This is a genomic window from Streptomyces sp. DSM 118878, assembly GCF_052936595.1.
Genome location: NZ_CP193622.1, coordinates 4109112 through 4131523 on the forward strand (window position 1 = coordinate 4109112; position 22412 = coordinate 4131523).

19 protein-coding genes and 2 pseudogenes are annotated in these 22412 nt (G+C 73.1%); 8 read left to right on the forward strand and 13 right to left on the reverse strand.

Annotated features, from left to right (window positions below):
• Window positions 1–64 precede the first annotated feature (64 nt).
• On the reverse strand, window positions 65–1522 hold the full coding sequence (locus ACRAKF_RS18180; RefSeq protein ID WP_447038212.1) for an aldehyde dehydrogenase family protein: 1458 nt from the start codon (window positions 1520–1522) through the stop codon (window positions 65–67).
• Window positions 1523–1599: 77 nt separating this feature from the next.
• Window positions 1600–2489 (reverse strand): annotated as a pseudogene (locus tag ACRAKF_RS18185) (helix-turn-helix domain-containing protein).
• Between the two features lie 303 nt (window positions 2490–2792).
• Here ACRAKF_RS18185 and ACRAKF_RS18190 point away from each other — a divergent pair.
• On the forward strand, window positions 2793–3281 hold the full coding sequence (locus tag ACRAKF_RS18190) for an ATP-binding protein (RefSeq protein ID WP_447038213.1): 489 nt from the start codon (window positions 2793–2795) through the stop codon (window positions 3279–3281).
• A gap of 87 nt (window positions 3282–3368) precedes the next feature.
• Here the strand turns inward: ACRAKF_RS18190 and ACRAKF_RS18195 are convergent, their stop codons facing one another.
• The 5 genes from ACRAKF_RS18195 to rpmG all read right to left on the reverse strand — a co-directional run bounded on the left by ACRAKF_RS18195 (window position 3369) and on the right by rpmG (window position 5646).
• Entirely contained in the window at window positions 3369–3608 is a 240-nt protein-coding gene (locus ACRAKF_RS18195) for a DUF397 domain-containing protein (RefSeq protein ID WP_361725630.1), read from the reverse strand.
• Between the two features lie 240 nt (window positions 3609–3848).
• The gene (rpsR, locus tag ACRAKF_RS18200; RefSeq protein ID WP_447038214.1) at window positions 3849–4088 is read right to left on the reverse strand and encodes a 30S ribosomal protein S18; all 240 of its coding nucleotides are present in this window, start codon (window positions 4086–4088) and stop codon (window positions 3849–3851) included.
• A gap of 3 nt (window positions 4089–4091) precedes the next feature.
• Complete coding sequence (locus ACRAKF_RS18205) at window positions 4092–5231, reverse strand: CobW family GTP-binding protein (RefSeq protein WP_447038215.1); 1140 nt, start codon at window positions 5229–5231, stop codon at window positions 4092–4094.
• Window positions 5231–5476: a type B 50S ribosomal protein L31 gene (locus tag ACRAKF_RS18210; RefSeq protein ID WP_447038216.1), complete on the reverse strand. Its 246-nt coding sequence runs from the start codon at window positions 5474–5476 to the stop codon at window positions 5231–5233. The genes ACRAKF_RS18205 and ACRAKF_RS18210 overlap by 1 nt, the downstream gene beginning before the upstream one ends.
• Before the next feature lie 5 nt (window positions 5477–5481).
• Complete coding sequence (gene rpmG / locus ACRAKF_RS18215; protein ID WP_447038217.1) at window positions 5482–5646, reverse strand: 50S ribosomal protein L33; 165 nt, start codon at window positions 5644–5646, stop codon at window positions 5482–5484.
• 72 nt (window positions 5647–5718) lie between these two features.
• On the opposite strand from rpmG, the gene rpmB reads away from it, so the two are divergent.
• Entirely contained in the window at window positions 5719–5955 is a 237-nt protein-coding gene (gene rpmB, locus ACRAKF_RS18220) for a 50S ribosomal protein L28 (RefSeq protein ID WP_447038218.1), read from the forward strand.
• A gap of 32 nt (window positions 5956–5987) precedes the next feature.
• Window positions 5988–6293, forward strand: coding sequence for a 30S ribosomal protein S14 (rpsN, locus tag ACRAKF_RS18225; protein WP_447038219.1), 306 nt, complete (start codon window positions 5988–5990; stop codon window positions 6291–6293).
• A 55-nt stretch (window positions 6294–6348) separates the two neighbouring features.
• On the opposite strand, the gene ACRAKF_RS18230 is transcribed toward rpsN, so the two are convergent.
• Both ACRAKF_RS18230 and ACRAKF_RS18235 read right to left on the reverse strand, forming a co-directional pair.
• Window positions 6349–9111 carry an FUSC family protein gene (locus tag ACRAKF_RS18230; RefSeq protein ID WP_447038220.1) on the reverse strand — a complete coding sequence of 921 codons (2763 nt, stop codon included), beginning with the start codon at window positions 9109–9111 and terminating at the stop codon, window positions 6349–6351.
• A gap of 60 nt (window positions 9112–9171) precedes the next feature.
• Complete coding sequence (locus ACRAKF_RS18235; protein WP_447038221.1) at window positions 9172–10299, reverse strand: DUF2786 domain-containing protein; 1128 nt, start codon at window positions 10297–10299, stop codon at window positions 9172–9174.
• Between the two features lie 84 nt (window positions 10300–10383).
• On the opposite strand from ACRAKF_RS18235, the gene ACRAKF_RS18240 reads away from it, so the two are divergent.
• The 3 genes from ACRAKF_RS18240 to ACRAKF_RS18250 all read left to right on the forward strand — a co-directional run bounded on the left by ACRAKF_RS18240 (window position 10384) and on the right by ACRAKF_RS18250 (window position 15269).
• On the forward strand, window positions 10384–11259 hold the full coding sequence (locus ACRAKF_RS18240) for an ABC transporter ATP-binding protein (protein WP_447038222.1): 876 nt from the start codon (window positions 10384–10386) through the stop codon (window positions 11257–11259).
• Window positions 11259–13481 carry an FtsX-like permease family protein gene (locus ACRAKF_RS18245; protein ID WP_447042052.1) on the forward strand — a complete coding sequence of 741 codons (2223 nt, stop codon included), beginning with the start codon at window positions 11259–11261 and terminating at the stop codon, window positions 13479–13481. The genes ACRAKF_RS18240 and ACRAKF_RS18245 overlap by 1 nt, the downstream gene beginning before the upstream one ends.
• Window positions 13482–13580: 99 nt before the next feature.
• Entirely contained in the window at window positions 13581–15269 is a 1689-nt protein-coding gene (locus ACRAKF_RS18250) for a bifunctional 3'-5' exonuclease/DNA polymerase (RefSeq protein WP_447038223.1), read from the forward strand.
• Window positions 15270–15590: 321 nt separating this feature from the next.
• Here ACRAKF_RS18250 and ACRAKF_RS18255 read toward each other — a convergent pair whose 3' ends face one another.
• A complete protein-coding gene (locus ACRAKF_RS18255; protein ID WP_447038224.1) occupies window positions 15591–17720 on the reverse strand; it encodes a HAMP domain-containing sensor histidine kinase in 2130 nt (709 codons plus the stop codon).
• A 109-nt stretch (window positions 17721–17829) separates the two neighbouring features.
• Window positions 17830–18555, reverse strand: a pseudogene (locus ACRAKF_RS18260) (response regulator transcription factor); the annotation flags it as partial.
• Between the two features lie 406 nt (window positions 18556–18961).
• Between ACRAKF_RS18260 and ACRAKF_RS18265 the strand changes: the two are divergent.
• Together ACRAKF_RS18265 and ACRAKF_RS18270 are read left to right on the forward strand one after the other, a co-directional pair.
• Window positions 18962–20251, forward strand: coding sequence for a histidine kinase (locus ACRAKF_RS18265; protein ID WP_447038225.1), 1290 nt, complete (start codon window positions 18962–18964; stop codon window positions 20249–20251).
• A complete protein-coding gene (locus ACRAKF_RS18270; protein WP_447038226.1) occupies window positions 20215–20868 on the forward strand; it encodes a LuxR C-terminal-related transcriptional regulator in 654 nt (217 codons plus the stop codon). The genes ACRAKF_RS18265 and ACRAKF_RS18270 overlap by 37 nt, the downstream gene beginning before the upstream one ends.
• Before the next feature lie 44 nt (window positions 20869–20912).
• Here the strand turns inward: ACRAKF_RS18270 and ACRAKF_RS18275 are convergent, their stop codons facing one another.
• Window positions 20913–21689, reverse strand: coding sequence for an SDR family NAD(P)-dependent oxidoreductase (locus ACRAKF_RS18275; protein WP_447038227.1), 777 nt, complete (start codon window positions 21687–21689; stop codon window positions 20913–20915).
• Window positions 21682–22326 carry a cupin domain-containing protein gene (locus tag ACRAKF_RS18280; protein ID WP_447042054.1) on the reverse strand — a complete coding sequence of 215 codons (645 nt, stop codon included), beginning with the start codon at window positions 22324–22326 and terminating at the stop codon, window positions 21682–21684. The genes ACRAKF_RS18275 and ACRAKF_RS18280 overlap by 8 nt, the downstream gene beginning before the upstream one ends.
• Between the last annotated feature and the right edge of the window lie 86 nt (window positions 22327–22412).

Here is a 22412-nt window from a genome sequence, read left to right on the forward strand (position 1 = left end):
GGACCCTTGCGGTCAGGTTCTGTCCGCAAGGGCCCGGGGCCATGAGATGGGTCGAGAGCGCCGCTCAGAACGGGAAGCGCGAGCGGCCGTGCTGCACCGAGATCCACTTCTGGGTGGTGAAGGCGTCCACCGTCGAGTCGCCGTTGAGCCGGCCCACACCGGAGCTCTTCTCGCCGCCGAACGGCACGATCGGCTCGTCGTGCACCGTGCCGTCGTTGACGTGGATCATGCCGGTCCTGACCCGCTTGGCGACCCGCACGCCGCGCTCGACGTCGGCGGTGTGCACCGCGCCGCTCAGTCCGTACGGGGTGTCGTTGGCGATCCGCACCGCCTCGTCCTCGCCGTCGAAGGGCACGAGCAGGGCCACGGGGCCGAAGATCTCCTGCCGCAGGACCGGGGAGTCGGCCGGCAGCCCCGTCAGCACGGAGGGCGCGACCAGGTTCCCCTCGGTGGTGCCGTGCAGCAGGGCCCGCGCGCCCGCGGCGACGGCCTGCTCGACGACGGACGAAACGGCCTCCGCCTGCGAGGCGTTGATGAGCGGGCCGATGTGCGTGGCGGGGTCGGCCGGGTCGCCGACCTTGAGCGAGGCGGCCTTGGCGACGAACTTCTCGGTGAACTCCGCCTCTACTGAGCGGTCCACCAGGATGCGGTTGGCGGCCATGCAGACCTGGCCCTGGTGCACGAAGCGGCTGAAGACGGCCGCGTCCACGGCATAGTCGATGTCGGCGTCGTCCAGGACGATCAGGGCGCTGTTGCCGCCCAGTTCGAGGATCGAGCGCTTGAAGTGCGAGGCGCAGACGGTGGCGACGTGGCGGCCCACGCGGTCGGAGCCGGTGAAGGAGATGACGCTCGGCACCGGGTGCTCGATCAGGGCGTCACCGATCTCGGCTATGTCCGTGATCACGACGTTGAGCAGGCCGGCGGGCAGACCGGCGTCCTCGAAGATCTTGGCGACCAGGCTGCCGCCGGTCACCGGGGCGCTCTGGTGCGGCTTGAGCACCACGGCGTTGCCGAGGGCGAGCGCGGGGGCGACCGTCTTGATCGACAGGAGCAGCGGGAAGTTGAAGGGGCTGATGACGCCCACGACGCCCACGGGTTCGCGGTAGAGGCGGTTCTCCTTGCCGTCCACGGGCGAGGGCAGGATGCGGCCCTCGGGGCGCAGGACGAGGTGCACGGCCTCGCGCAGGAACTCCTTGGTGAGGTGGAGCTCGAAGGCCGCCTTGAGCCGGGTGCCGCCCAGCTCGGCGATGATCGCCTCGGTTATCTCCTCCTCGCGGTCCTCGACCACCCGCAGGGCCCGCTCGAAGACGCCGCGCCTGGCGTAGGGGTTGGTGTCGGCCCACTCCCGCTGGGCGCGCTCGGCCGCGCGGTAGGCCTGGTCGACCTCGTCGGCCGTGGCGACGGTGATCGACGCCAGCTTCTCCCCGTCGTACGGGTTGAAGTCGATGATGTCCCAGGAGCCCGAGCCGGCCTTCCACTCCCCGTCGATGTACTGATGAGCCAGGTCAGTGAAGAAGGACATGAGACGGACCCCTTGCCGCGGCAGCAACGAAAGCAGACGGAACCTGAACCCTGAGGTTACGTCATCGTACTTATGCGTCAGGTGAGTTGGAGAAGTCCGCGCAGGAGATCACGGCTGTCGGCCGGGTCGGGACTGTCCTTGTGGAGCTGCGCGGCCACCCGCTCGTACTGGGCGACCTCCTCGGCCTTGTCGAGGTAGAGCGCGCCGGTGAGCTGCTCCACGTACACGACGTCGGAGAGGTCGGACTCCGGGAAGCTCAGCATGGTGAACGCGCCGCTCTCGCCCGCGTGGCCACCGAAGCTGAACGGCATCACCTGGAGCGTGACGTTGGGCCACTCCGAGATCTCGATGAGGTGCTGGAGCTGGCCGCGCATCACGTCGCGGTCGCCGTACGGGCGCCGCAGCGCCGCCTCGTCGAGTACGCAGTGGAAGTGCGGCGCGCGCTCGGCGGTCAGCAGCTTCTGGCGCTCCAGGCGCAGGGCAGCTTCTGGCGCTCCAGGCGCAGGGCCACGCGGCGGTCGATCTCCGCCTTGCTCGCGCCCTTCATGCCGCGCTTGACGACCGCGTGCGCGTACGCCTCGGTCTGCAACAGGCCGTTGACGAACTGGACCTCGTAGACGCGGATGAGCGAGGCGGCACCCTCCAGACCCACGTACGTCTGGAACCAGCCGGGCAGAACGTCGGAGTAACTGTGCCACCAGCCGGTGAGGTTGGCCTCTTTGGCGAGCGAGAGGAGTGCGCCGCGCTCGGTCTCGTCGGTGACGCCGTACAACGTCAGAAGATCTTCGACGTCCCTGGACTTGAAGCTCACCCGTCCCAACTCCATGCGGCTGATCTTCGATTCGGAGGCGCGGATCGAGTAACCGGCCGCTTCGCGGGTGATGCCGCGGGACTCCCTCAGGCGCCTCAGCTGTGAACCCAGCAGGATGCGCCGTACCACTGAGCCGCTCGACTCCCCTGCGGTCACTTCGCTCAATCCTCCCCATCGACTGGAAGCCTGCAGTCTGCCATTAAACGCACCACGCCGTACACGTTCGATTACAGAAACGGAAAGCCGCCGAAAGCTCTCCAGAAGAAGTCGGTGGAAGAAATGGGCAAGAAGTGGCACGGGCACCATCAAGTCCGGCGCGTGCACGTGCATCTGCCCTTGCATCTGCTGTGCGCATTCGGAACCATGGTCCGCGCGCCACCGCTGGACCTGACCGCACCATCGGCGACCGACCGCGCCACCGCTCCATCGCTATGACCGCGAAACCGGGGAGTGCCTCGCATGGGGACGAATGGATCGACCATGCTCGAGCCGTTACGGCAGGGGCTTCCCCCACTCGACCCCTCTGCGGTCTCCGACACGGCGTCCGTCGCCCTTCCCGCCCGTTATGAAGCGGTGGGCAGCGCGCGGCAGTTCACCCGTACGACGCTCGGTCAGTGGGAACTGGAAGACCGCTTCGACGACATAGCCCTCGTCGTCTCCGAACTGGTCACCAACGCGCTGCGGCACGCGCTGCCCGCCGACGCCCCGCGTGAGCGCCAGGAACCGCCCGTGCGGCTGCACCTGATGCGCTGGGTGTCACGTCTGGTGTGCGCGGTGCGCGACCCCAGCGACGACAGTCCGGTCGCGCGCGACACCGACGACGACTTCTCGGCGGAGTCCGGGCGGGGCCTGTTCCTCGTGGACTCCTTCAGCGACGGCTGGGGCTGGCACCCGCTGGCCGGAGCGACGCGCGGCAAGGTGGTCTGGGCGCTGTTCCGCCTGGGCTAGATCATCTGGACGGCCATCCGGCGGCCATCCGGCGGCCGTCCAGCGGCGGTCAGGCGGCGGTCCAGCGGCGGTCAGGCGTTCAAGGGTCTAACCGCCGGCCAGGTGGTCGAACTCGCCGTCCTTCATGCCGAGCAGCATCGCCTCTATCTCCGCGCGCGTGTAGACGAGCGCGGGCCCGTCGGGGAAGCGCGAGTTGCGCACGGCGACGTCACCGCCGGGCAGCTTCGCGAACTCCACGCAGGAGCCCTGCGAGTTGCTGTGCCTGCTCTTCTGCCAGACCACCCCGTGAAGCTCCGTGGCCGCCATGCCATTGAATGCGTGGTGCACAGATCGCTCCCCGGTGGTGCTGTGGCTGTATGGCCTCTAGATGCAGTAGTCAACTGTCCCGGATCATAGCTCTGTTCATATGCAGATGCATGGGCAGATGCACGTGCACGCGGGGTGGTGGCTTGGTTACAGGCCACGTCGACACGAGTACCTCTATGAAAAGACGCGCACCGCGCCGTTTGTGTTCCGCCGCGGAGGCGGAAAACATCGACGCGGTGCGCGCAAGAAGCGGTAATGCGATCAGCGGTTGGTGCCGTACGGCAGAAGTGCCATCTCCCGTGCGTTCTTGATGGCGGCGGCGATCTGCCTCTGCTGCTGCGCGGTCACCCTTGTGACCCGGCGGCTGCGGATCTTCCCCCGGTCGGAGACGAACTTCCTGAGCAGATCGGTGTCCTTGTAGTCGATGTACGTGATGCCCGCGGCGTCCAGCGGATTGGGGCGCGGCTTCAGCGGGCGGGCGGCGGTCTTGCGCGGGGACAAGGGTCAGACCTCCAGGAGGGTGTCGAAGGCGGGCGGCAGGTGTTTCCAGGCGTCGCGCCCGGCGGCGTACTCCTCGTCGGTCAGCAGGCAGGACTCCAGGACCTCCACGAGCCCCTCGCGGTCCAGGCCGGGCGAGGTGAAGACCAGGTGGTTGCAGCAGTCGCCGTGCTCCGGGTGCCAGTCCAGCGCGGCGGCGGCGCGGCGCACCGGCGGGACCATCTCCCACGCGGCGTCCGGCAGCGAGGCCAGCCACGGCCCCGCGCTCTCGACGCAGAGCGCGCCGCCCGCCGCGTCCCAGCCGAGCAGCGTGTCCGGGTGGTCGGCCAGCCAGAACCGCCCACGGCTGCGGGCCGCCGCGCAGGTCAGGTCTTCGAGCGCCTGGTACAGCCGCTCCGGGTGGAACGGCCGCTTCCGGTGCCATACGAGGGTGGCGACCCCGCACGCGTCGGCCTCGGCCGGCAGCAGCGCGCACGCGGGGTGCTGCGCCGCGGCGGCGGCCTCGACGTCGAAACCCGCGAGCGCGGCCGTGAGGAGGTCACCCCGGCCGATGACGACCTGCCGGGCCGTCGGGTGGAGCTGGGCGAGCAGCGCGCGGTCCTCGTCGTCGGCCTCGGCGGAGTCCGTCACGGCGAGGACGGGCGCGTATTCGAGCTGCCGCGCCCACGTGTCGGCCACCGTGCGCTGGTCGGTGGGTGCGGCGGCGAGCCCGGCGTCCATGAGGTCGTCGCCGTTGCCGAGGTAGGGCAGCAGCAGCGCCGGGTCGACCGCCGTGACCACGCCGCCGAGCAGGAGGGACTCACCGGCGTGCGCGGCGACCACCTCGGCCATGGCCTTGGGCTCGACCGAGTCCCACAGCTCGACGACGGCGAGGCGGGTCAGGCCCGCGTCCGCGAGCCGCAGCAGCTCGGGCACGAGGTCCTCGCGCAACGCGCAGCACGCGCAGTCGTTGGCGAGCGGGGCCTCGCCGGTGGAGAGCACGCCCGTGGCATCGCGCACGGTGCGCAGGACGGTGCCCCGCACAGCGGTCGAGAGGTCGTGGTGCAAGGCCACGCTGTTGGCGGCGGTGGCGAGCAACCGGTCGACGGCCTCCTTGCGGGCGTCCGCGTGGAGACCGCCGACGATCACGACGTTCATGCGGCCCATCAGCGCTTACCGAAGCGCCGCTCGAAGCGCTCGACACGGCCCGCGGTGTCCATCACGCGCGCGTTGCCCGTGTAGAAGGGGTGGCTCGCGGACGACACCTCGACGTCGATGACCGGGTACGTGTGTCCGTCCTCCCACTCGACCGTCTTGCCGCTGGTGGCGGTGGACCGGGTGAGGAAGGCGTAGCCCGCGGCCTTGTCGCGGAAGACGACCGGGCCGTAGGGCGGGTGGATGTCCTTGCGCATGGCGGTCAGCGCTCCTCTCGGAAGTCGACGTGGCGTCCGGCCTTCGGGTCGTACTTGCGCAGCGTGAGGCGGTCGGGGTCGTTGCGGCGGTTCTTTCGGGTCACGTACGTGAAACCCGTTCCGGCCGTGGACCGGAGCTTGATGACGGGGCGGAGTTCGTTGCGGGCCATGTGGCTAGTATATGAAAATGACTCCCGTTTTCAACAGCGAGTCCTTCGCCACGACCGAGAGGTGCGTCACCCATGTCCGCCCACTGTCAGCTCACCGGGACCGAGCCCGGTTTCGGCAACCAGATCTCCCACTCCCACCGGCGGACCCCCCGCCGCTTCGACCCCAACGTCCAGCGCAAGCGGTACTGGCTGCCGAGCGAGGGCCGGTACGTGCGGCTGCGGCTCGCCGCGAAGGGGATCAAGACGATCGACCGCATCGGGATCGAGGCGGCGGTCGCCAGGATCCGCGCCCGTGGCGTGAAGGTCTGAGAAGGACCAGGAGAGGACCGGGAGAGGAAACGATGGCCAAGAAGAGCAAGATCGCGAAGAACGAGCGGCGCCGCGAGATCGTCGCGCGGTACGCCGCGCGCCGGGCCGAGCTGAAGGAGACCATCCGCAGGCCGGATACGCCCGCTGCCGAACGAGTCGCCGCCCAGCGGGAGTTGGCCCGCCAGCCGCGGGACGCCAGCGCCACGCGTGTGCGGAACCGGGACAGCGTCGACGGGCGCCCGCGCGGGTACGTGGGGGCGTTCGGCCTCTCCAGGATCTCGCTGCGTGAGCAGGCGCACGCCGGGTTCCTGCCCGGGGTGCGGAAGTCGTCCTGGTAGCTCGGCGCGCGACTGGGGTGCCGTGGGGGGGGCTGCCGGGGGCTAGGGGATGGCCCTATTCGCGGTTGGGCGGGCGGTTGGGCGGGGGGTTCTCCGGGCCCTTCGGTCCGTCCGCCGTGGCGCGGGTCGACGTGCCGTCCACCAGCATGGGGGGCGGCGTCGTGTCCAGCGCCTCGGAGAGGTCTTCCAGGGTTTCGAGCAGCAGGGCCGCGCCCCTGCGGACCACCCGGTCGGGGACCCCCTCGCCGTCCCACTCCGTCAGGGCCGTGCGGACCGCGTCCCACTCGGGTACGCGGCGTTCGCGTACCGCCTTGGCGCCCTGTTCCGTCGACTTGCGCAGCGCCTCGGCCAGGCGGGCCGCCGCCGGTACGGGGGTCGCGTCGCGGTCCGGCAGGTGGGCCTCCATCAGCATGGCCACGCGCCCCAGTTGCGCGAGGCACTCCTCCGCGTCCGCGGCCGTGGCGCGCGACAGGCCACGGTGGCGCACCGGCTCGTTCTTCGCCCGGTCCGACGCCTCCTGCCAGTCGATGCGCGCGTCCCTCGCGGCGAGCAGCGCCTCGCGGACGTCGGGGCTGGCCTTGCCCGCCGGGTCCGCGTAGTGGTCGACGACCGCCGCCGCGTACCGCCCGTCCGCGACCAGCCAGTCCGCGAGGCGGTTGCGCAGCCGCGGGGTCTCCCATGCGGGGTACACCGCGTACGCGATCATCGCGAGGACGCCGCCGAGCAGCGTCAGGATCAACCGCTCCGGGACCGTCTGCGTCCACTGCTGGCCGCCCATGCCCAGCAGGAACACGACGTACGCGGCCACGCAGGCCTGCGCGGCCACCTGGCCTGTCCGCATCAGCAGGTACATCAGCCCGGCGCAGACCACCGCGACCGCCGCGGACAGGGCCGTGCCGGGGTGGGCGACCTGGACCAGGCCCGTGGCGAGCGCCACGCCGACCATGGTGCCGCCGAATCGGGCCACCGCGCGTGAGTACGTCTGCGAGAAGTCGGGGCGCAGCACCATGACCGCGGCCATGGGGGCCCAGTAGCCGTGCCCGAAGGGCAGCCACGTGCCCAGGAGGTACCCCGCCGCCGCCACCGCGGTGACCCGAATAGCGTGCCTCGCGATCGGGGACCCCCGCCGGAGGGCCAACCGCATGGCGCGGAGCCCTGCGGGGACCAGGGCGGGGAAGGTGGGGCGCAGGAGGGGGATCGCCTGGGTTTCGGATTGGGTCCCGGACTGGGTCCCCGGCTGGGCCCCCGGCTGGGCCCCCGGCTGGGCTCCGGACTGGGCTCCGGACTGGTTTGCGGCTTGGGTCGCGGCTTGGGTTTCGGGGGTGGGGTTCGGGCCGGGCTCGGGTGCTGGGCGGGGAGCTGTGGTTGGGCTCGGGTCGGGTGCCGGGCCTGACCCTGAGCCTGCGCCTGGGCTTGGGCTTGGGCTCGGGTTGGGGCTGGCGCTCGGGCTCGGGCTTGGGCTCGGGTTGGGGTTGAGGTTGGGGCTCGGGCCTGTCCCTGCCGCTGCACTTGGCCCTGAGCCCGGACCCGGGCTTGAGCTGGAGCCGGTGCCGGGGCCCGGACCCGGGCTGGGGTCGGAGCCGGAGCCGGGGCCCGCGCCTGGGCCTGAGCCTGGGCCTGAGCCGGAGCCTGGGCTTGAGTCGGGGTCCGGGTCTGAGCCGGAGCTCCGGGCTGAGCCGGAGCCCTGGGGCGCGTCGGGGTCCGGGGCCGAGTCGGGGGCCGGGGCTGGTTCCGGGGTCGGGGGCAAGTCGGGGGCCCGGGGCGCGTCCGCGTCCCGGGTCGGCGGTGGGGTTTGTGGGGGCTGCGTTGGTTTTGGCGGGGTGGGGGGTGGTTGGGTGCCGCCCGCTGTTTCCAGTACGTCCTTCAGGAGTGCCGCCAGGCGGGAGGCCGCGCGGTATGCCGGGCCGGTGAGGATCGCCCCCGTGTCCGGGGTTCTCAGGGCGGCCATGGCCGCCGGGGAGACACGGACCGGCTCGCCGTGGCGGATCGCGCGGGCCGCCGCGTCGAGGACCGTGCCCGCCGCCGCGAGGACCTCCCGGACGCGGTCCCGCTCCCTGCCCTCCTCCGGGACGCCCACCGCCGGGTCCGCCAGGCTGGCGAGGACGGGGCGGATGCGTTCGGCCAGGCCACGCGAGCCGCGCAGTTCCGCCGGGCGGTTGCGGGCCTCCCTCGGCGTGATCCTCGCCGCGTCGCGCGCCGCCATCAGGGGCTCCGGGTCGAAGGGGGCCACGGGGTCGTGCCTGAGCCTGCGGGCGTAGTCCGCCTCGGCCGCCAGGGCGTCGGCCAGGGCGTCGCGGTGGGCGCCCCATCTCCGTACCGGGAAAAGGACCACCAGCGCCGCCTGGACGAACCCGCCGACGATCATCATCGCCGCGTGGCCCGCGGCGTCGGCGACCGAGGTCGGGATGGTGACTGTCACCAGCATGATCGCAACGTTCGACGAGGCGATGATGCCGACCGTCGGGCCCGCGGCCCAGCTCAGGCCCGACAGGAAGGTCCACAGGCAGAGCAGCGTGAGGAAGAGGATCAGGTGGGAGCCGGTGAGGTAGCCCAGGAACGTCGAGAGGGCGAGGCTCGTACCGGAGGCCAGGGCCAGCTCCGGGCGGGGCCGCCAGCTCCGCTGGAACGTGGCGATGGCCGCCTGGAACGCGCCGAAGGCGGAGCTTGCGGCCACTGCCGGGCCGAAGAGGGCGAGGCTCACGCCGATGACCAGGGCCAGGCCCGCGGCGCCTCTCGCCGCCACGAGGGGTTCCAGGCGTTTGCGCTCCACCGTCAGGCCCGTGCGGGCTGTCTCTTTCAGCGCGCTCAGCCAGGTCACTCTGTGATCATACGGGGCATATCGGGCGAAGGTGGTGTCGTTAGCGCGCCGCCGGCGCCGTTACCGGCTCAGGCCCCGGCTTCTCACGTGAGCCCGGTCCGCCGCCGTCGTGCCGTGGGTCCAGCCCTCCGGGTCCGTCGCGCCGCGTATCCGCGTCGCGGTCGTCTCGGGGAACATGTGCTCGGCGTGATCCGTGACGGCCACGTCCCTGGCGGCCAGGGCCGGGAGCAGTGAGTTCTGTGGCTCCGCGGCCTCGGCGACCGCGTGGTCGCCCGCCTCGGCCAGGCGGACGCCCATGCGGTGGGCGTAGGCGAGGAGGAAGGTCTGCCGGAAGGTCTTCGTACGCTTGCGGCCTCCCGCGCGCTGGGCCGCCTCCGCCTTGGTCATCGCCGCCGTGCCCTGGACCAGCAGAGACGTGTGCAGGAGTTCCACCGCCTCCAGGTCCGTCTCGAAGCCGACGACCGTCGAGAAGCCGTACGCCTCGTTCCACACCGCGCGGCAGTGGTTCGCCGAGGCCACGGCGTCCAGGAGGATCGCCTTGGCCGTCTCGTACGGGGCGTCCACGCCGATCCGGCAGGCCACCGGGGTGTCCTTGGCGTGGGTGCGGGCGGCGAGCAGGGCCTCGTCGAGGGAGTGGCGCGCCATCAACTCCTGCGCCTTCGCGGTCAGCGCCTCCGCCTCCTGCGGGTAATCGGTCGCCTCGGCCTTGGCGAGCAGGGCGCGGATGCGGGTCAGCGTGCGCGGCTCGCCCTCGACCGGGCCCGGCACACTCTCGCCGGGCGGCGGGCCGACCGGTTCGATCGGCGGCAGCCGCAGGAGCAGACGGTAGAGCTCCAGGTGGGTGGTGGCGTACGAGAAGCGGTCGCCGGAGAGGTCACGCGCGGGGCCGATCTCGGCGAGCTGGGCTGGCCAGCGCGGCGGCAGGTGGGCGTAGCGCCGGATCTCGGCGTGGACCAGCGCCGCGGTCAGGCGTACGTGCGGCTCGTCGAGCTCACGGCGTACGAGGCGGACGACGTCGGCGGGCTGCCAGCCGTGGCGCCAGGCGCGGGACAGGTATTCCTCGCCCCGGCGGCGCAGCTCGGCGTCCACGCTGGGGGCCGCCGCGAGGAGGGAGGCACCGGTGTCGAGGCCGTCGTCGCCGTCGCCGTACAGCGCCGCCGCGAACGCCTTGTCGATCACCGAATCCATGGGTCAAGGGTAGGGCCGGCCCTACCCTCGCGACGCCCACCAGTGGTCGTGTGCGGGGGCGCGCGCGGCGGTTGGGTTGAGGACATGAACCAGACCCCCGCCCCCGTGAACCGGGCCCCCGCCTCCGCGGCCTCCTCGACCGCCGTACGGCTCACCGCCGTCCGCCGTCTCTACCGTGACGCCGCCGGCCGTGATGTGGCCGCCCTCGCGGGCGTCGGCCTCGCCGTGCGGTCCGGGACCTTCATCGCGGTCATGGGCCCCTCGGGGTCCGGGAAGTCCACGCTCCTCCAGTGTGCCGCCGGGCTCGACCGGCCGACGTCCGGCAGCATCGAGGTGGGCGGAACCGAGCTGACGGGGCTGAGCGAACGGCGGCTCACGCTGTTGCGCAGGGACCGCATCGGGTTCGTCTTCCAGGCCTTCAACCTCCTGCCCTCACTGACCGCCGCCCAGAACGTCGCGCTGCCGCTGCGGCTCGCGGGCCGCCGCCCCTCGCGTACGGAGGTCGGCGACGCCCTCGCCAGGGTGGGCCTCGCCGACCGGGCGCGGCACCGGCCCGGCGAGCTGTCGGGCGGCCAGCAGCAGCGGGTGGCCCTCGCGCGGGCCCTGGTCAGCCGCCCGGCGGTCCTCTTCGGCGACGAGCCGACCGGTGCGCTGGACACGGTCACGAGCCGGCAGGTGCTCGAACTGCTGCGGGGCCTGGTGGACGGGGAGGGCCAGACGACGGTGATGGTCACGCATGACCCGGTGGCCGCCTCGTACGCGGACCGTGTGGTGTTCCTGGTGGACGGCCTGGTCGCCGGCGAACTCCGCTCCCCGGGGGCGCGGGCGGTGGCCGATCGGATGGCGGAGCTGGAGAGCGGCACGTCTACGTCTACGTCCACGTCCACATCCACGTCCACATCCACGTCCACGTCCACGTCCCGTGCGGCTTCCGTCTGCGACGTCGAGGTGGGCGCGTGATGGTCTTCCTCGCTTCTCTCCGCGCCCGCTGGAGCAGCCTGTTCGGGGCCTTCGTCGCCGTCGGGCTCGGTGTGGGGCTGATCGCCGCCATGGGGCTCGGGCTCGACGCGAGCCTGCGGGCTCCCGTACGGGAACCCGTGCGGTTCGCGGGGTCGGACGTCGTCGTCATGGGCCAGGACACGCTGACCGTGCCGGTCCGGCGCGGCCCCGGTGTTGAGCACGTATCGAAGCCGCTCGCCCATCCACACCCTGTGGACAGCGGGCTCCTGCGCGAACTTCGGCGCCTCGGGCCGCTGCGGTTCGACGGGCGTGAACGGGACGCCGTCGGTGTCGACGCCCCCGCGCGCGACGTCCGCGCGGTCGTCGACGGGCGGGCCCGCGTCCTGACCGGCGCGGACCGGCGCCTCGCCGACCCCGGCGCGGCGCGTGACGCCGAGGCGCTGGTCGCCGTCAACGCCTTCCTCGGCACGGCGGGCGGGGTGGCCGCCTTCGTGTCGGTGTTCGTCACGGCGTCGACGTTCGCGTTCGTCGTGGCGCTGCGGCGGCGGGAGTTCGGGCTGCTGCGGATGGCGGGCGCGACGCCGGGGCAGGTGCGCGGGCAGCTCCTCGGTGAGGCGCTCACGGTCGGCGTCGCCGCTTCGGCGGCCGGGTGCGCGCTCGGGGCGTGGGGCGGGCCGCCGCTCGCCGACGCGCTGGTCGGCGCGGAGGTGGCACCGCCTTGGTTCGCGGTCACGGACGCCTCGGCCGACCTGGCGTCGGGCGCCTGGCTCACCTGGCCCTTCCAGCTCGCCTTCTGGACCGGCCTCCTCGTGGCCTTCGCGGGCGCCTGGGCGGCCTCGCGCCGCGCCGGACGCATCACCGCGGCAGAGGCTATGCGCGACGCCTCCGTGGACAGCGGCGTCATGCCGTGGAGCCGGCGGATCGTCGGGGCCCTGCTGCTCGCCTGCGGGCTCGGACTGCTCCTCCACACGCTGGCCACCGATCCGTCCGCCCTGCTCAAGCGCAAGACGTACACGACCCAGCCGATGATCCTGATCACCGCGGCCGCCGCGTTCGCACCGCTCCTCGTACGCCCCGTCGTCCGCGCCTTCCGGCTGCCGGGGGCCATCGGGTTGCTCGTCCGCGAGAACTCCACCGCGTCCGTGCGCCGCACCGCCGCCGTCGCGGCACCGGTCCTGGTGACCGTCGCCCTCGCGGGCAGCCTGCTCGGCTCGGCGCAGACCGTGAGCGGGGCGAAGGCCGCGGAGGCGCGGGAGCAGGTGGCATCCGACCTCGTCGTCACGGGGGACGGCCCGCGTGGCCTGACCGGGGACGACTCGCGTGGCCTGCGTCCGCCGGGCCGCCGGGATGTGCCCGGAGCGGTGGCCGTCTCGGCGTCCGCCGCCACCGCCGTGTTCGTACGGGAGGAGGGCTCGGCGCTCATCCGGTCCGAGGCCCGCGCGGTACGCGACCCCGCGGCGCTCGCGGCGACGTCCCGGCTGCCGGTCGTCGCGGGCGACGTACGCGACCTCGACGACCGGTCGATCGTGGTCAACGAGGAGTGGGAGAAGCGGCGGGTCGGCGAACGCGTCGACGTCTGGCTCGGCGACGGGCGACGCGCCGAGCTGCGCGTCGCGGCGGTCCTCGCGCGCGGCACCGGGGACAACGGGGCGTACGTGACCTCGGCGAACGCCCCCGCGGCCGTGGTCGACCGCGTCGACGTACGCCTGGCGGCGGGCGCGGACGCCGGGCGGGCCGCGGCGGCCCTGGCCGGCAGCGGCGGCGAGGTCCGCACGGCGGAGCAGTGGCTGGCGGCGACGCATCCCCGCGTCAAGGCCCAGACGCGGCTCGGCCTGCTGATGGTCCTTGGCATCTCCCTCCTCTACACCGCCATCTCGCTCGCGAGCACGCTGCTGATGGCCGGTTCCGTCCGGGGCCCGGAGCTGCGTTCCCTGCGCCTGGCGGGAGCCACGCGCCGGCAGGTCCGTCTGGTCCTCGCCGGTGAGGCCCTGGCGGCGGTGGCCGCGGGCGCGCTGATCGGCCTCGCAGTGACGGCCGTCAACCTGGCAGGACTCGCGGCGGGCCTGGCGAGCCTGTCGGTGCCTGCGGGGGTGGCGGTGCCCTGGGGCGAGGTGGGGGTCTGCGTGGGGGTCTGTGCGGTGGTGGCCGCGGGGGCGACCTCGGGAGTGGGAGCGGGGTCGGGGTCGGGGGTGGGGTCGGGGGTGAGAGTGGCGCGGCGGTAGGCGTTAGGAGTCCGCCGGACGTCGGGCGGTGCCCGAGCCACGCCTCCTCGGGACCCGAGCGTCGGCGTCAATGTCAGTGCCGGGTGCGAGACTCGTGGCATGAGTGGTCGATGGGGGATCGTCGCTGGTGAAGGGGGTGGGGCCGAGCTGGTCCCACTGGGGGACGACGGGCTGCCCGCGGGAGAGGTGCGGCGCGAGAGCGACCTCGTCGAAGCCGTGCGGCGGCGGCCCGAAGTGGAGCGGTGGGTGTGGCGGTCCACGCCCGCGCTGTATCCGCGGCTGCTCGCCGCCGGGGTCCGCGTCGAGCGGTGTTATGACGTGGAGGCCGCCGAGCTGCTGCTCCTCGGCCACGCGGGACGTCTGGGCGAGCCACGTTCCGCCGCGGCGGCCCTCGCCCGGCTGCGCGACGCCCCCGTACCGCCCGATCCGCCGCCCCGCGCCGCCGAGCCCGGCACGCAGGACTCCCTCTTCGAGCCCCGCCCCGGTGGCGTCGACGTGTCCCTCGCCGAGCTCGTCGAGGTCTATGCCGATCAGCAGCGAAGACACGACACCACCGAGCACCCCGGCCGCATGCGCCTGCTCACCGCCTCCGAGTCGGCGGGCATGCTCGTGGCCGCCGAGATGAACGCCTCGGGGCTGCCCTGGCGCGCCGACGTCCACCGCGAGCTCCTGCACGAACTGCTCGGCGAGCGGTACGCGGGCGGTGGCGAGCCCCGCCGCCTCGCCGAGCTCGCCGACGAGGTGTCCGCCGCCTTCGGCCGCCGGGTCCGCCCCGGCCTCCCGGCCGACGTGGTGAAGGCGTTCGCGCAGGCCGGCATCAAGGTGAAGTCGACGCGTCGCTGGGAGCTGGAGAAGTTCGACCACCCGGCGGTGAAGCCCCTCGTCGAGCACAAGAAGCTGTACCGCATATGGACGGCCCACGGCTGGAGCTGGCTCCAGTCCTGGGTGCACGACGGCCGCTTCCGGCCCGGGTTCACGCCGGGCGGTTCCGTCAGCGGGCGCTGGACCACCAACGGCGGCGGCGCGCTCCAGATCCCCAAGGTGATCCGCAGGGCCGTCGTCGCCGACCCCGGCTGGCGGCTCGTGGTCGCCGACGCCGACCAGATGGAGCCCAGGGTCCTCGCCGCGATCTCCCGCGACCGGGGGCTCATGGAGGTGGCGGGCAGCGAGGAGGACCTCTACACCCGCCTCTCCGACCGTGCCTTCTCCGGCGACCGCGACCACGCGAAGATCGCGCTTCTGGGCGCGGTGTACGGACAGACCTCGGGGGACGGCCTGAAGAACCTCGCCGCGCTGCGCCGCCGGTTCCCGGCCGCCGTCGCGTACGTCGACGACGCGGCGAAGGCGGGCGAGGAGGGGCGGCTCGTGCGGACGTGGCTGGGGCGGACGAGTCCCCCGGCGGCGGGGGCCGGGGAGGACGACGAGGCGGGCATCCCCCAGGAGGGGCCCTCCGCCACCGGGGAGTTCACCGCGGGGTACGCGTCGAACGACGCACGGGCCCGCGGGAGGTTCACCCGTAACTTCGTCGTGCAGGGCAGTGCGGCGGACTGGGCGCTGCTGATGCTGGCCGCGCTGCGGCGGGCGATGTCCGAGGGCGGCATGCGGGCCGAGCTGGTCTTCTTCCAGCACGACGAGGTCATCGTGCACTGCCCGGCGGAGGAAGCGGCGGCCGTCGCCGTCGCGGTACGGGAGGCGGGCGCCCTGGCGGGCCACATCGCCTTCGGCGAGACCCCGGTCCGGTTCCCGTTCACCACGGCGATCGTGGAGTGCTACGCGGACGCGAAATAGCCCCGCCTGGCCGGCCGGTCGCGCGGGTCCCTGTGGCGCAGGCCGCGTGGGTTCCCCGTGGCGCCGGTCGCGTGGGTTCCCCGTGGCGCCGGTCGCGCGGGTCCCCGTGGCGCCGGTCGCGTGAGTCCCCCGTGGCGCCGGCCGCGTGAGTCCCCCGTGGCGCCGGCCGCGTGGGTCCGCATAACGCCGGTCGCGCGGGACGCCCCGTGACGCCGGTCGCGTGGCAGCCCCGTACAGCCCGCCGCGCGGGACGCCCCGTAGCGCCGGTCGCGCGGCAGCCCCGTACAGCCCGCCGCGCCGGAACCCCCGTACGGCCGCTGGTCAGGAGGTCGGTGTCGGTAGCCGGACCGTGAACTGGGAGCCTCTGCCCGGCACGCTCTCCGCCGTCACCGTGCCGTCGTGGGCCTCCACCAGTTTCCGCACGATGGACAGGCCGAGGCCGCTGCCGCCCGTCGCCCGCGTGCGGGACTTGTCCGCGCGCCAGAAGCGGTCGAAGACGTACGGCAGGTCGGCGGGCGCGATGCCGGTGCCGGTGTCGGCGACCTCGATCAGGACGGCGTCGGGCGTACCCCTGCAGGTGACGCGGACGCTGCCGCCCTCGGGGGTGTGGCGTACCGCGTTGGAGACGAGGTTGCCGACCGCCTGCCGCAGCCGCAGCGGGTCCGCCGTCAGCCAGGGGTCACCGAACGCGGTGGCCCTCAGTTTCACCCCCGCCGCGTCCGCGCGGGCCTGGTGCGCCGCGGCCACCTGCTCGGCGATGTCGGCGGCCCGCACCGGTTCCCTGTGCAGCCGGAGCGTGCCCGCGTCGGCCGCCGCGAGATCCTGGAGGTCGTCGACGATGTGCTGGAGCAGCAGGGCCTCTTCGAGGAGCGAGGTGACCAGTTCGGGGTCGGTCTCGACGACGCCGTCCTCAGCGGCCTCCAGCCAGCCCCTGATGTTGGAGAGCGGGGTCCGCAGCTCGTGCGCGACGTCGCTGACCATGGCCTTGCGCTGTTCCTCCAGGGCCTTGCGGTGGGCCGCCATGTCGTTGAAGGCGGCCGCCAGTTGGCTGATCTCCCCGGCGGAACGGGTGGCCGTGGCGGGGACGGGGTCGCCGGGCTCGCCCGCCTTCATGCGCCGCGTCGCGGTGGTCAGCGCGCGCAGGGGCCGGGTCAGCCGGGTCGCGGCGAACGCGGTGACGGCGACCGTGACGGCGAGGACGGCCGCGGCGAGCCCGGCCAGGCGGGCGGTGTTGTCCCTGGAGAGGCTGAACCCCGGTTCCCCGCGGGAGCCGTCCGGACTGGTGATGAAGAGCAGGGCGGGCGAGGAGACGTAGGGGCCGAGCTGTTCGCGCCGGGCGCTGTCGACGCAGGCCTCGCGGGCGGCGTCGTCGGCGGTGCGGGAGCCGAAGGGATCGGGGGTGGCGCTCGGCTCGGGCGGGCGGTCCGCCTCGGCGGCGGGGGGCTCCACGGGGGCGGGCTCCTCGGGGGCGGGCTCCTCGGGGGCGAGGTCTACGGGGTCCACTGGGGCCACGGGGTTCACGGGGTCCAAGGGGTCCACGGGGTTCAATGGGGCCGCCGGGTCCGCCGGGCCCGCCGGGTCCGCCGCGTCCGCCGGGCCCGCCGGGTCCACCGGGTCCACCGGGTCCACGGGGAGGACGTACGCGGCGTACGTGGGGACCGCCCCGACCGGCTTCGGGCCCGACCGTCCGCTCAGGTCGAGGCCGACGGGGATGTGCTGGAGGCCGCGGCGCTCCATGCAGGCACCCGCGAGGGAGTCAAGCTTCTTCAGGGCCTTGCGTTCGGTCTCGGTGGGCATGTCGAGCCGCGGGTCGCCGCAGGCCATCTTGTTGACGGCCATAGGGTCGCCGCCGACGCGGACGGAGGGGCGGCCGCCGGGCGCGGTGACGACCTCCGGGGTCATTCCGATCTTCGTCAGGCAGGCCGCGGCGCGTTCGGCGGCCGCCTTCAGCCGGGTGCGCTCTGCTCGGGTGAGGCGGTAGGGGCCGATCGCGCGCGGATCGATGCGGTCGGCGGCGGCGTCCTCTCCCGAGCGGCCGGGGGTCAGCGTGGTGTCGACGGCGAGCGGGTCGAGGACGGCGGAGGCGTTCGGGGGCAGCGGGGTGTGCTTCGCGGGGGCCGCGGAGTCCGTGATGACCTTGCGGTCCTGCGTGGTGAGGGCGATGCGGCGCCCGGTGCGCCGGGACAGCTCGCGTACGGCCTCGTCGGCCCCGCGCCACGCGGGCGCGCCGGCCCCGACGCCGAGGAGCCGGTCGTAGATACGGGCGTCATCGGCGAGCACCTGCCCCTGCTCCTGCCGAAGCGCCCCGGAAGTGGTCTGCGCGGCGAGCCACGCGGTGGCGGCGATGGACCCGACGGACACCAGCACGGACACGGCGAGCAGCCGGGCGAGGAGGCTGCGCCGCAGAGGAATGTCACGCGCCACGGCGGGCCAACGGGTTGCGAACGGCACCCGAAGCCTGGGCGGGCCCCGGCGCCGTGGCGGTCGGCGAGGTCCCGGCGATCGCCGAAGCCTGGCCCGCGTTCCTGGACCCGGCGGGTGCCGTCGACGTCGATGCCGAGGTCGAGGTCGAGGTCGAGGTCAGCTTGTAACCCACGCCGAAGATCGTGAGCAGCCGCGTCGGGTGGCGCGGATCCAGCTCTATCTTCTTGCGGAGGTTGAGCACGTGGACGTCGACCGTGCGTGCCGATATGTAGCCCGACGAGCCGTGGATGCGGTCCAGGAGCTGGGGGCGGGTGAAGACGCGGTCCGGGTCGCTCGCCAGGGCGGTGAGGAGGTCGAACTCGCCCGGCGTGCACTCGATCGGCCGCCCGTCGACCGTCACCTCGTGGCGCCGCGGGTCGACCACGAGGTCCCCCGCCCGCAGCACCTGGCGGCCGGTGTCCGGCGAGGGCGCGTGGATGCCGCACGCGCGGCGCAGCAGTGTCCGTACGCGGGCCATCAGCTCGCGGGGGCTGTACGGCTTGGTGAGGTAGTCGTCGGCGCCGAGGTCGAGGCCCTCCAGGAGGTCGTCCTCGGTGGAACGGGCGGTCAACATCAGGATCGGCAGTTGCGTCAGCTCCGGCGTCACACCGCCGTCCCGCAGCGTCCGCGTGACGGCCAGGCCGTCCGTACCCGGCATCATCACGTCGAGTATCAGCAGGTCCGGCGGCCGGTTCCGGACCGCCGCGAGGGCGGCGTTCCCGTCGTGGACGACGGTGACCGAGTGGCCCTCGCGCTCCAGATAGCGGCGGACCAGCTCGGCCTGTTTCTCGTCGTCCTCCGCGATCAGGACTGCAGCGCACATGGGGTGAGGATAGGCACGGGCCGCCGGAGGAAGGGCGGCGAGGCCGGTCGATGCGGCCGCCCTGACAGGATTCTCATAACTGCCGGCCGGGCGAGCGGGTCGGCCGGGCGGGTCCCCCAGGACGTTGGCGGGGGAGCTTTGTCCGCGCCTGCCCGGCCCAAGAGGGGAGTTATTACCACCGACTTCGGGCCGGCCCCCCTCTCATACTGGTCGAGCGGAACCGCAGCAGTTCATCGCTCCTGTCCCGTACGCGTACGTACGCCGTACTCCGTACTCCGTGCCCCATGGCTCCGTGCCCGGTGGCTCCGCGCCCCATGGCTCCGCGCCCCGTGGCTCCGTGCCCCGTGGCTCCGTGCCCCGTGGCTCCGTGCCCCGTATGAGAAGCAGGCAGAAAGGCGTTGGCCAGATGGACAGCTCGCGAAAGTCTCCCCTCCCCCTCGCCTCAGGACCCACCGGCTTCCGCCGTTCGCTGGTGCTGTGGGGACTGTCGTGCCGCGCGTTCTGGCTGTCCCTCTGGCTCTTCTTCGTCCACCTGACACTGAGCGGGCCGCTGGGCGTCAGGCTGATGCCGGGCGCGGTGTCCCGCGTCCGGCGCCTCGCCGACCGGCAGCGGGCACTGGCCTGCGAGTACTCGGGCATGGAGATACCCGCCCCGTACAAGGAAGTTCCCGCCCAGGGCCGCGGCAAGGCCCTGCGCGCCCAGCTCCTCTCCAAGGACAACCAGGTCTACCGCGACTGGCGTTGGGCCACGATCGACCCCATCGCGGGCGGTGTCATCTCCTTCGTCCCGCTGCTCCTGGTCCTCAGCGGCCTCTGGGGCCTGACGACCGCGGTCTTCGGGGCGCGGCTCTCCCAGGACTGGGACAGCATCTGGTACCTGTTCATCCCGGTCGACGGCTGGGGCACGGCGATCCTGGCGGGTGCGGTCGGCCTGGCCCAGTTCCCCCTGGCGTTCTTCTGGGCGGGCCCCCGCGCGGTGCACCAGCACTCCCGCTACCTGCGGGCCATGCTGGCCCCCAGTGAGGCCGAGCTCCTGGCGAGCCGCATCGAACACCTCACCACGACGCGTTCGGACGCCGTGGACACACAGATGGCCGAGATCCGCCGCATCGAGCGCGACCTGCACGACGGCGCCCAGGCCCGCCTGGTCGCGATGGGCATGACGCTGGACGCCGCCGAGCACCTCCTGGAGTCCAACCCCGAAGCCGTCCGCGCCCTCCTGGCCGAGGCCCGCCAGTCTTCGATCAAGGCCCTGGAGGAGCTGCGCGACCTGGTCCGCGGCATCCATCCGCCGGTGCTCGCCGACCGCGGACTCGGCGATGCCGTACGCTCGCTGGCGATGATCAGCCCGTTGAAGGCCGACGTCCAGGTGGACCTGCCGGCCCGCCCGGAGCCTCCGGTGGAGTCGGCGGCCTACTTCGCCGTCTCGGAGATCCTCACCAACGCCGCCAAGCACTCCGGTGCCGAGCGCTGCTCGGTCGACATCCGGCACGACGCGGGGATGCTGCGCATCACCATCACCGACAACGGCCGCGGTGGCGCCGACATCGACGCCGGTACGGGGCTGCGCGGCATCGAGCGCCGCCTCGCCACCTTCGACGGCGTTCTCGCCGTGAGCAGCCCGCTCAACGGCCCGACCATGGTGACGATGGAGCTGCCGTGCGTGTTGTCCTCGCCGAAGACCACTTTCTCCTGAGGGACGGCCTGTGCCGCCTCCTCCAGGCCTACGGCCACGAAGTCGTGGCGGCCGTGGACAACGGCCCTGAGCTGCTCCGCAGCCTCACCGCGCGGGAGCCGGACGTCGCGATCGTCGACGTCCGGCTCCCGCCGGGTTTCAGTGACGAGGGCCTGCGGGCGGCGGTGGAGGCGAGGACCCGCGTCCCGAACCTGCCCGTCCTCCTCCTGTCCCAGTACGTGGAACCCCTCTACGCCCACGAGTTGCTCTCCACGGGCTCCGAGGGAGTGGGCTACGTCCTCAAGGAGCGGGTCACCAACGGCGCCGAGTTCATGTCGACCATCCAGCGCGTCGCCGACGGCGGCACGGCGATGGACCCCGAGGTCATCTCGAAGCTCCTGACCGGCAAGAAGCGCGACGAGCCGATGGGCACCCTGACCGGCCGCGAACGCGAGGTCCTGGAGTGCGTGGCCCAGGGCCGCTCCAACGCGGGCATCGCGGAGGCCCTGTTCATCTCGGAAAAAGCCGTGGCGAAGCACATCAGCAACATCTTCCCGAAGCTGGGCCTGCCGCAGTCCGACACGGACAATCGGCGGGTACTGGCGGTGTTGGCCTATCTGAACGCGGGCGCGGGGTAGGTCCGGTAGAGGTGTAGGGGACGGGCTCGAAGGCAGGCCCGGCGTCACCACGTAGGCCGCGCCCCCACCCCTCCGTCGACGACCAGATCCGTCCCGCTGATCCAGGACGCCGCCTCCGAGGCGAGGAACACACAGGCGTTGCCGATGTCCTCCGGGCGGCCGAGCCGTCCCAGCGGCGCCGCGGCCCGCCACCGGGCCACCCCCTCCGGCCAGTCCTCGGCCAGGCCGGGCCGGTCGACGAGGCCCGGCGACACGGTGTTCACGCGGATGCCGCGCGGCCCGTACTCCAGGGCCGCCGAGCGGGCGAACATGATCAACGCGGCCTTGGACGCGCTGTAATGGGCGTGCCCCGGCGCAGGGTTCGTCCCCTCGATGGACGCGACATGCGTGACGGACCCACCGCCGTCCTGCCCGGCCATGACCTCCGCCGCGGCCTGCGTACAGCAGAACGCGCTCGTCACGTTCGCCTCGACGACGTCCCTCCACTCGTCCGCGGTCATGCCGGGCAGCTCCCGTACGGGCTGGACCCCGGCACAGTTCACGAGGGAGTCCAGGCGCCCCCGCCAGGCGTACGCGTCCTCGACGAGCCGCCGGCACTCCTCCTCCCGGGCAAGATCCGCCGCTACGGCGATGGCGTCACCGCCCGCCTGCCCGATCCGCTCGACCACCTCCCGGGCCCGCGTCCCCCCTCCCCGGTAGTGGACGACGACCGCCGCCCCGGCCCGCGCGAACCGCACCGCGATCCCCGCTCCGATGCCACCGCTGCTCCCGGTCACCAGAGCGACCCGCCCCCTCAGCCCCGGCAACGCCGCGTCACGCATCGGACCCCCCTGCCATCCGCCCAGAATCTCCAGGCGCCCGGCCGCAAGCCTCCGGCCCGGACCCCGGCCCCGGTCCCGGCCCCGGCCCCGGCTCAAGGTCATCGGGCATCCGCCCAGGAGCCCCCACCCGGCACAGCTCCCGGATGAGCGCCGCCCGTCCCGGATACCGCGCGCACAGCGCCTCCGCGTCCCCGCCCTCGTAATCCCGGGGCACGAAACCAGGTGCCATGGTCGTCCCGAAGAGCCCCCACCCGTGCCGCCCACCACGGATGACCCGCGCCCCCATCCACGTCCCCGCGGGCACCACGTACTGCACCTCTCCGCCCTCTCCGCCCGCTCCGCCCGCCCCCAGCAGGACGAGCCGATCGGAACCGTCGGGGGCGAGAAGCAGCAGCTCCAGCGCATCCCCCCGGTAGAAGTGCCAGACCTCGTCGACGGGCAGCCGGTGCATGGCGGAGAAGTCACCGGGAGTGGTACTCAGCAGTGCGATGATCGCGGAGCCCGCGGGCCGCCCGTCCGCACCCTCCGCCCCCGACCAGGTCCGCCGGAACAACCCGCCCTCCACCGGCAACGGCCGCAACCCATAACGCACGGCCACGTCCTCGGCCGTCTCACCCACCTCGGCGGTCTCACCCATCTCGCCCATCTCACCCATGCCCCGATCGCTCCCCTCTCCGGCAACCCCCCAACCACACCCGGCGTCACAAGAAGCGGAAGAGGAAG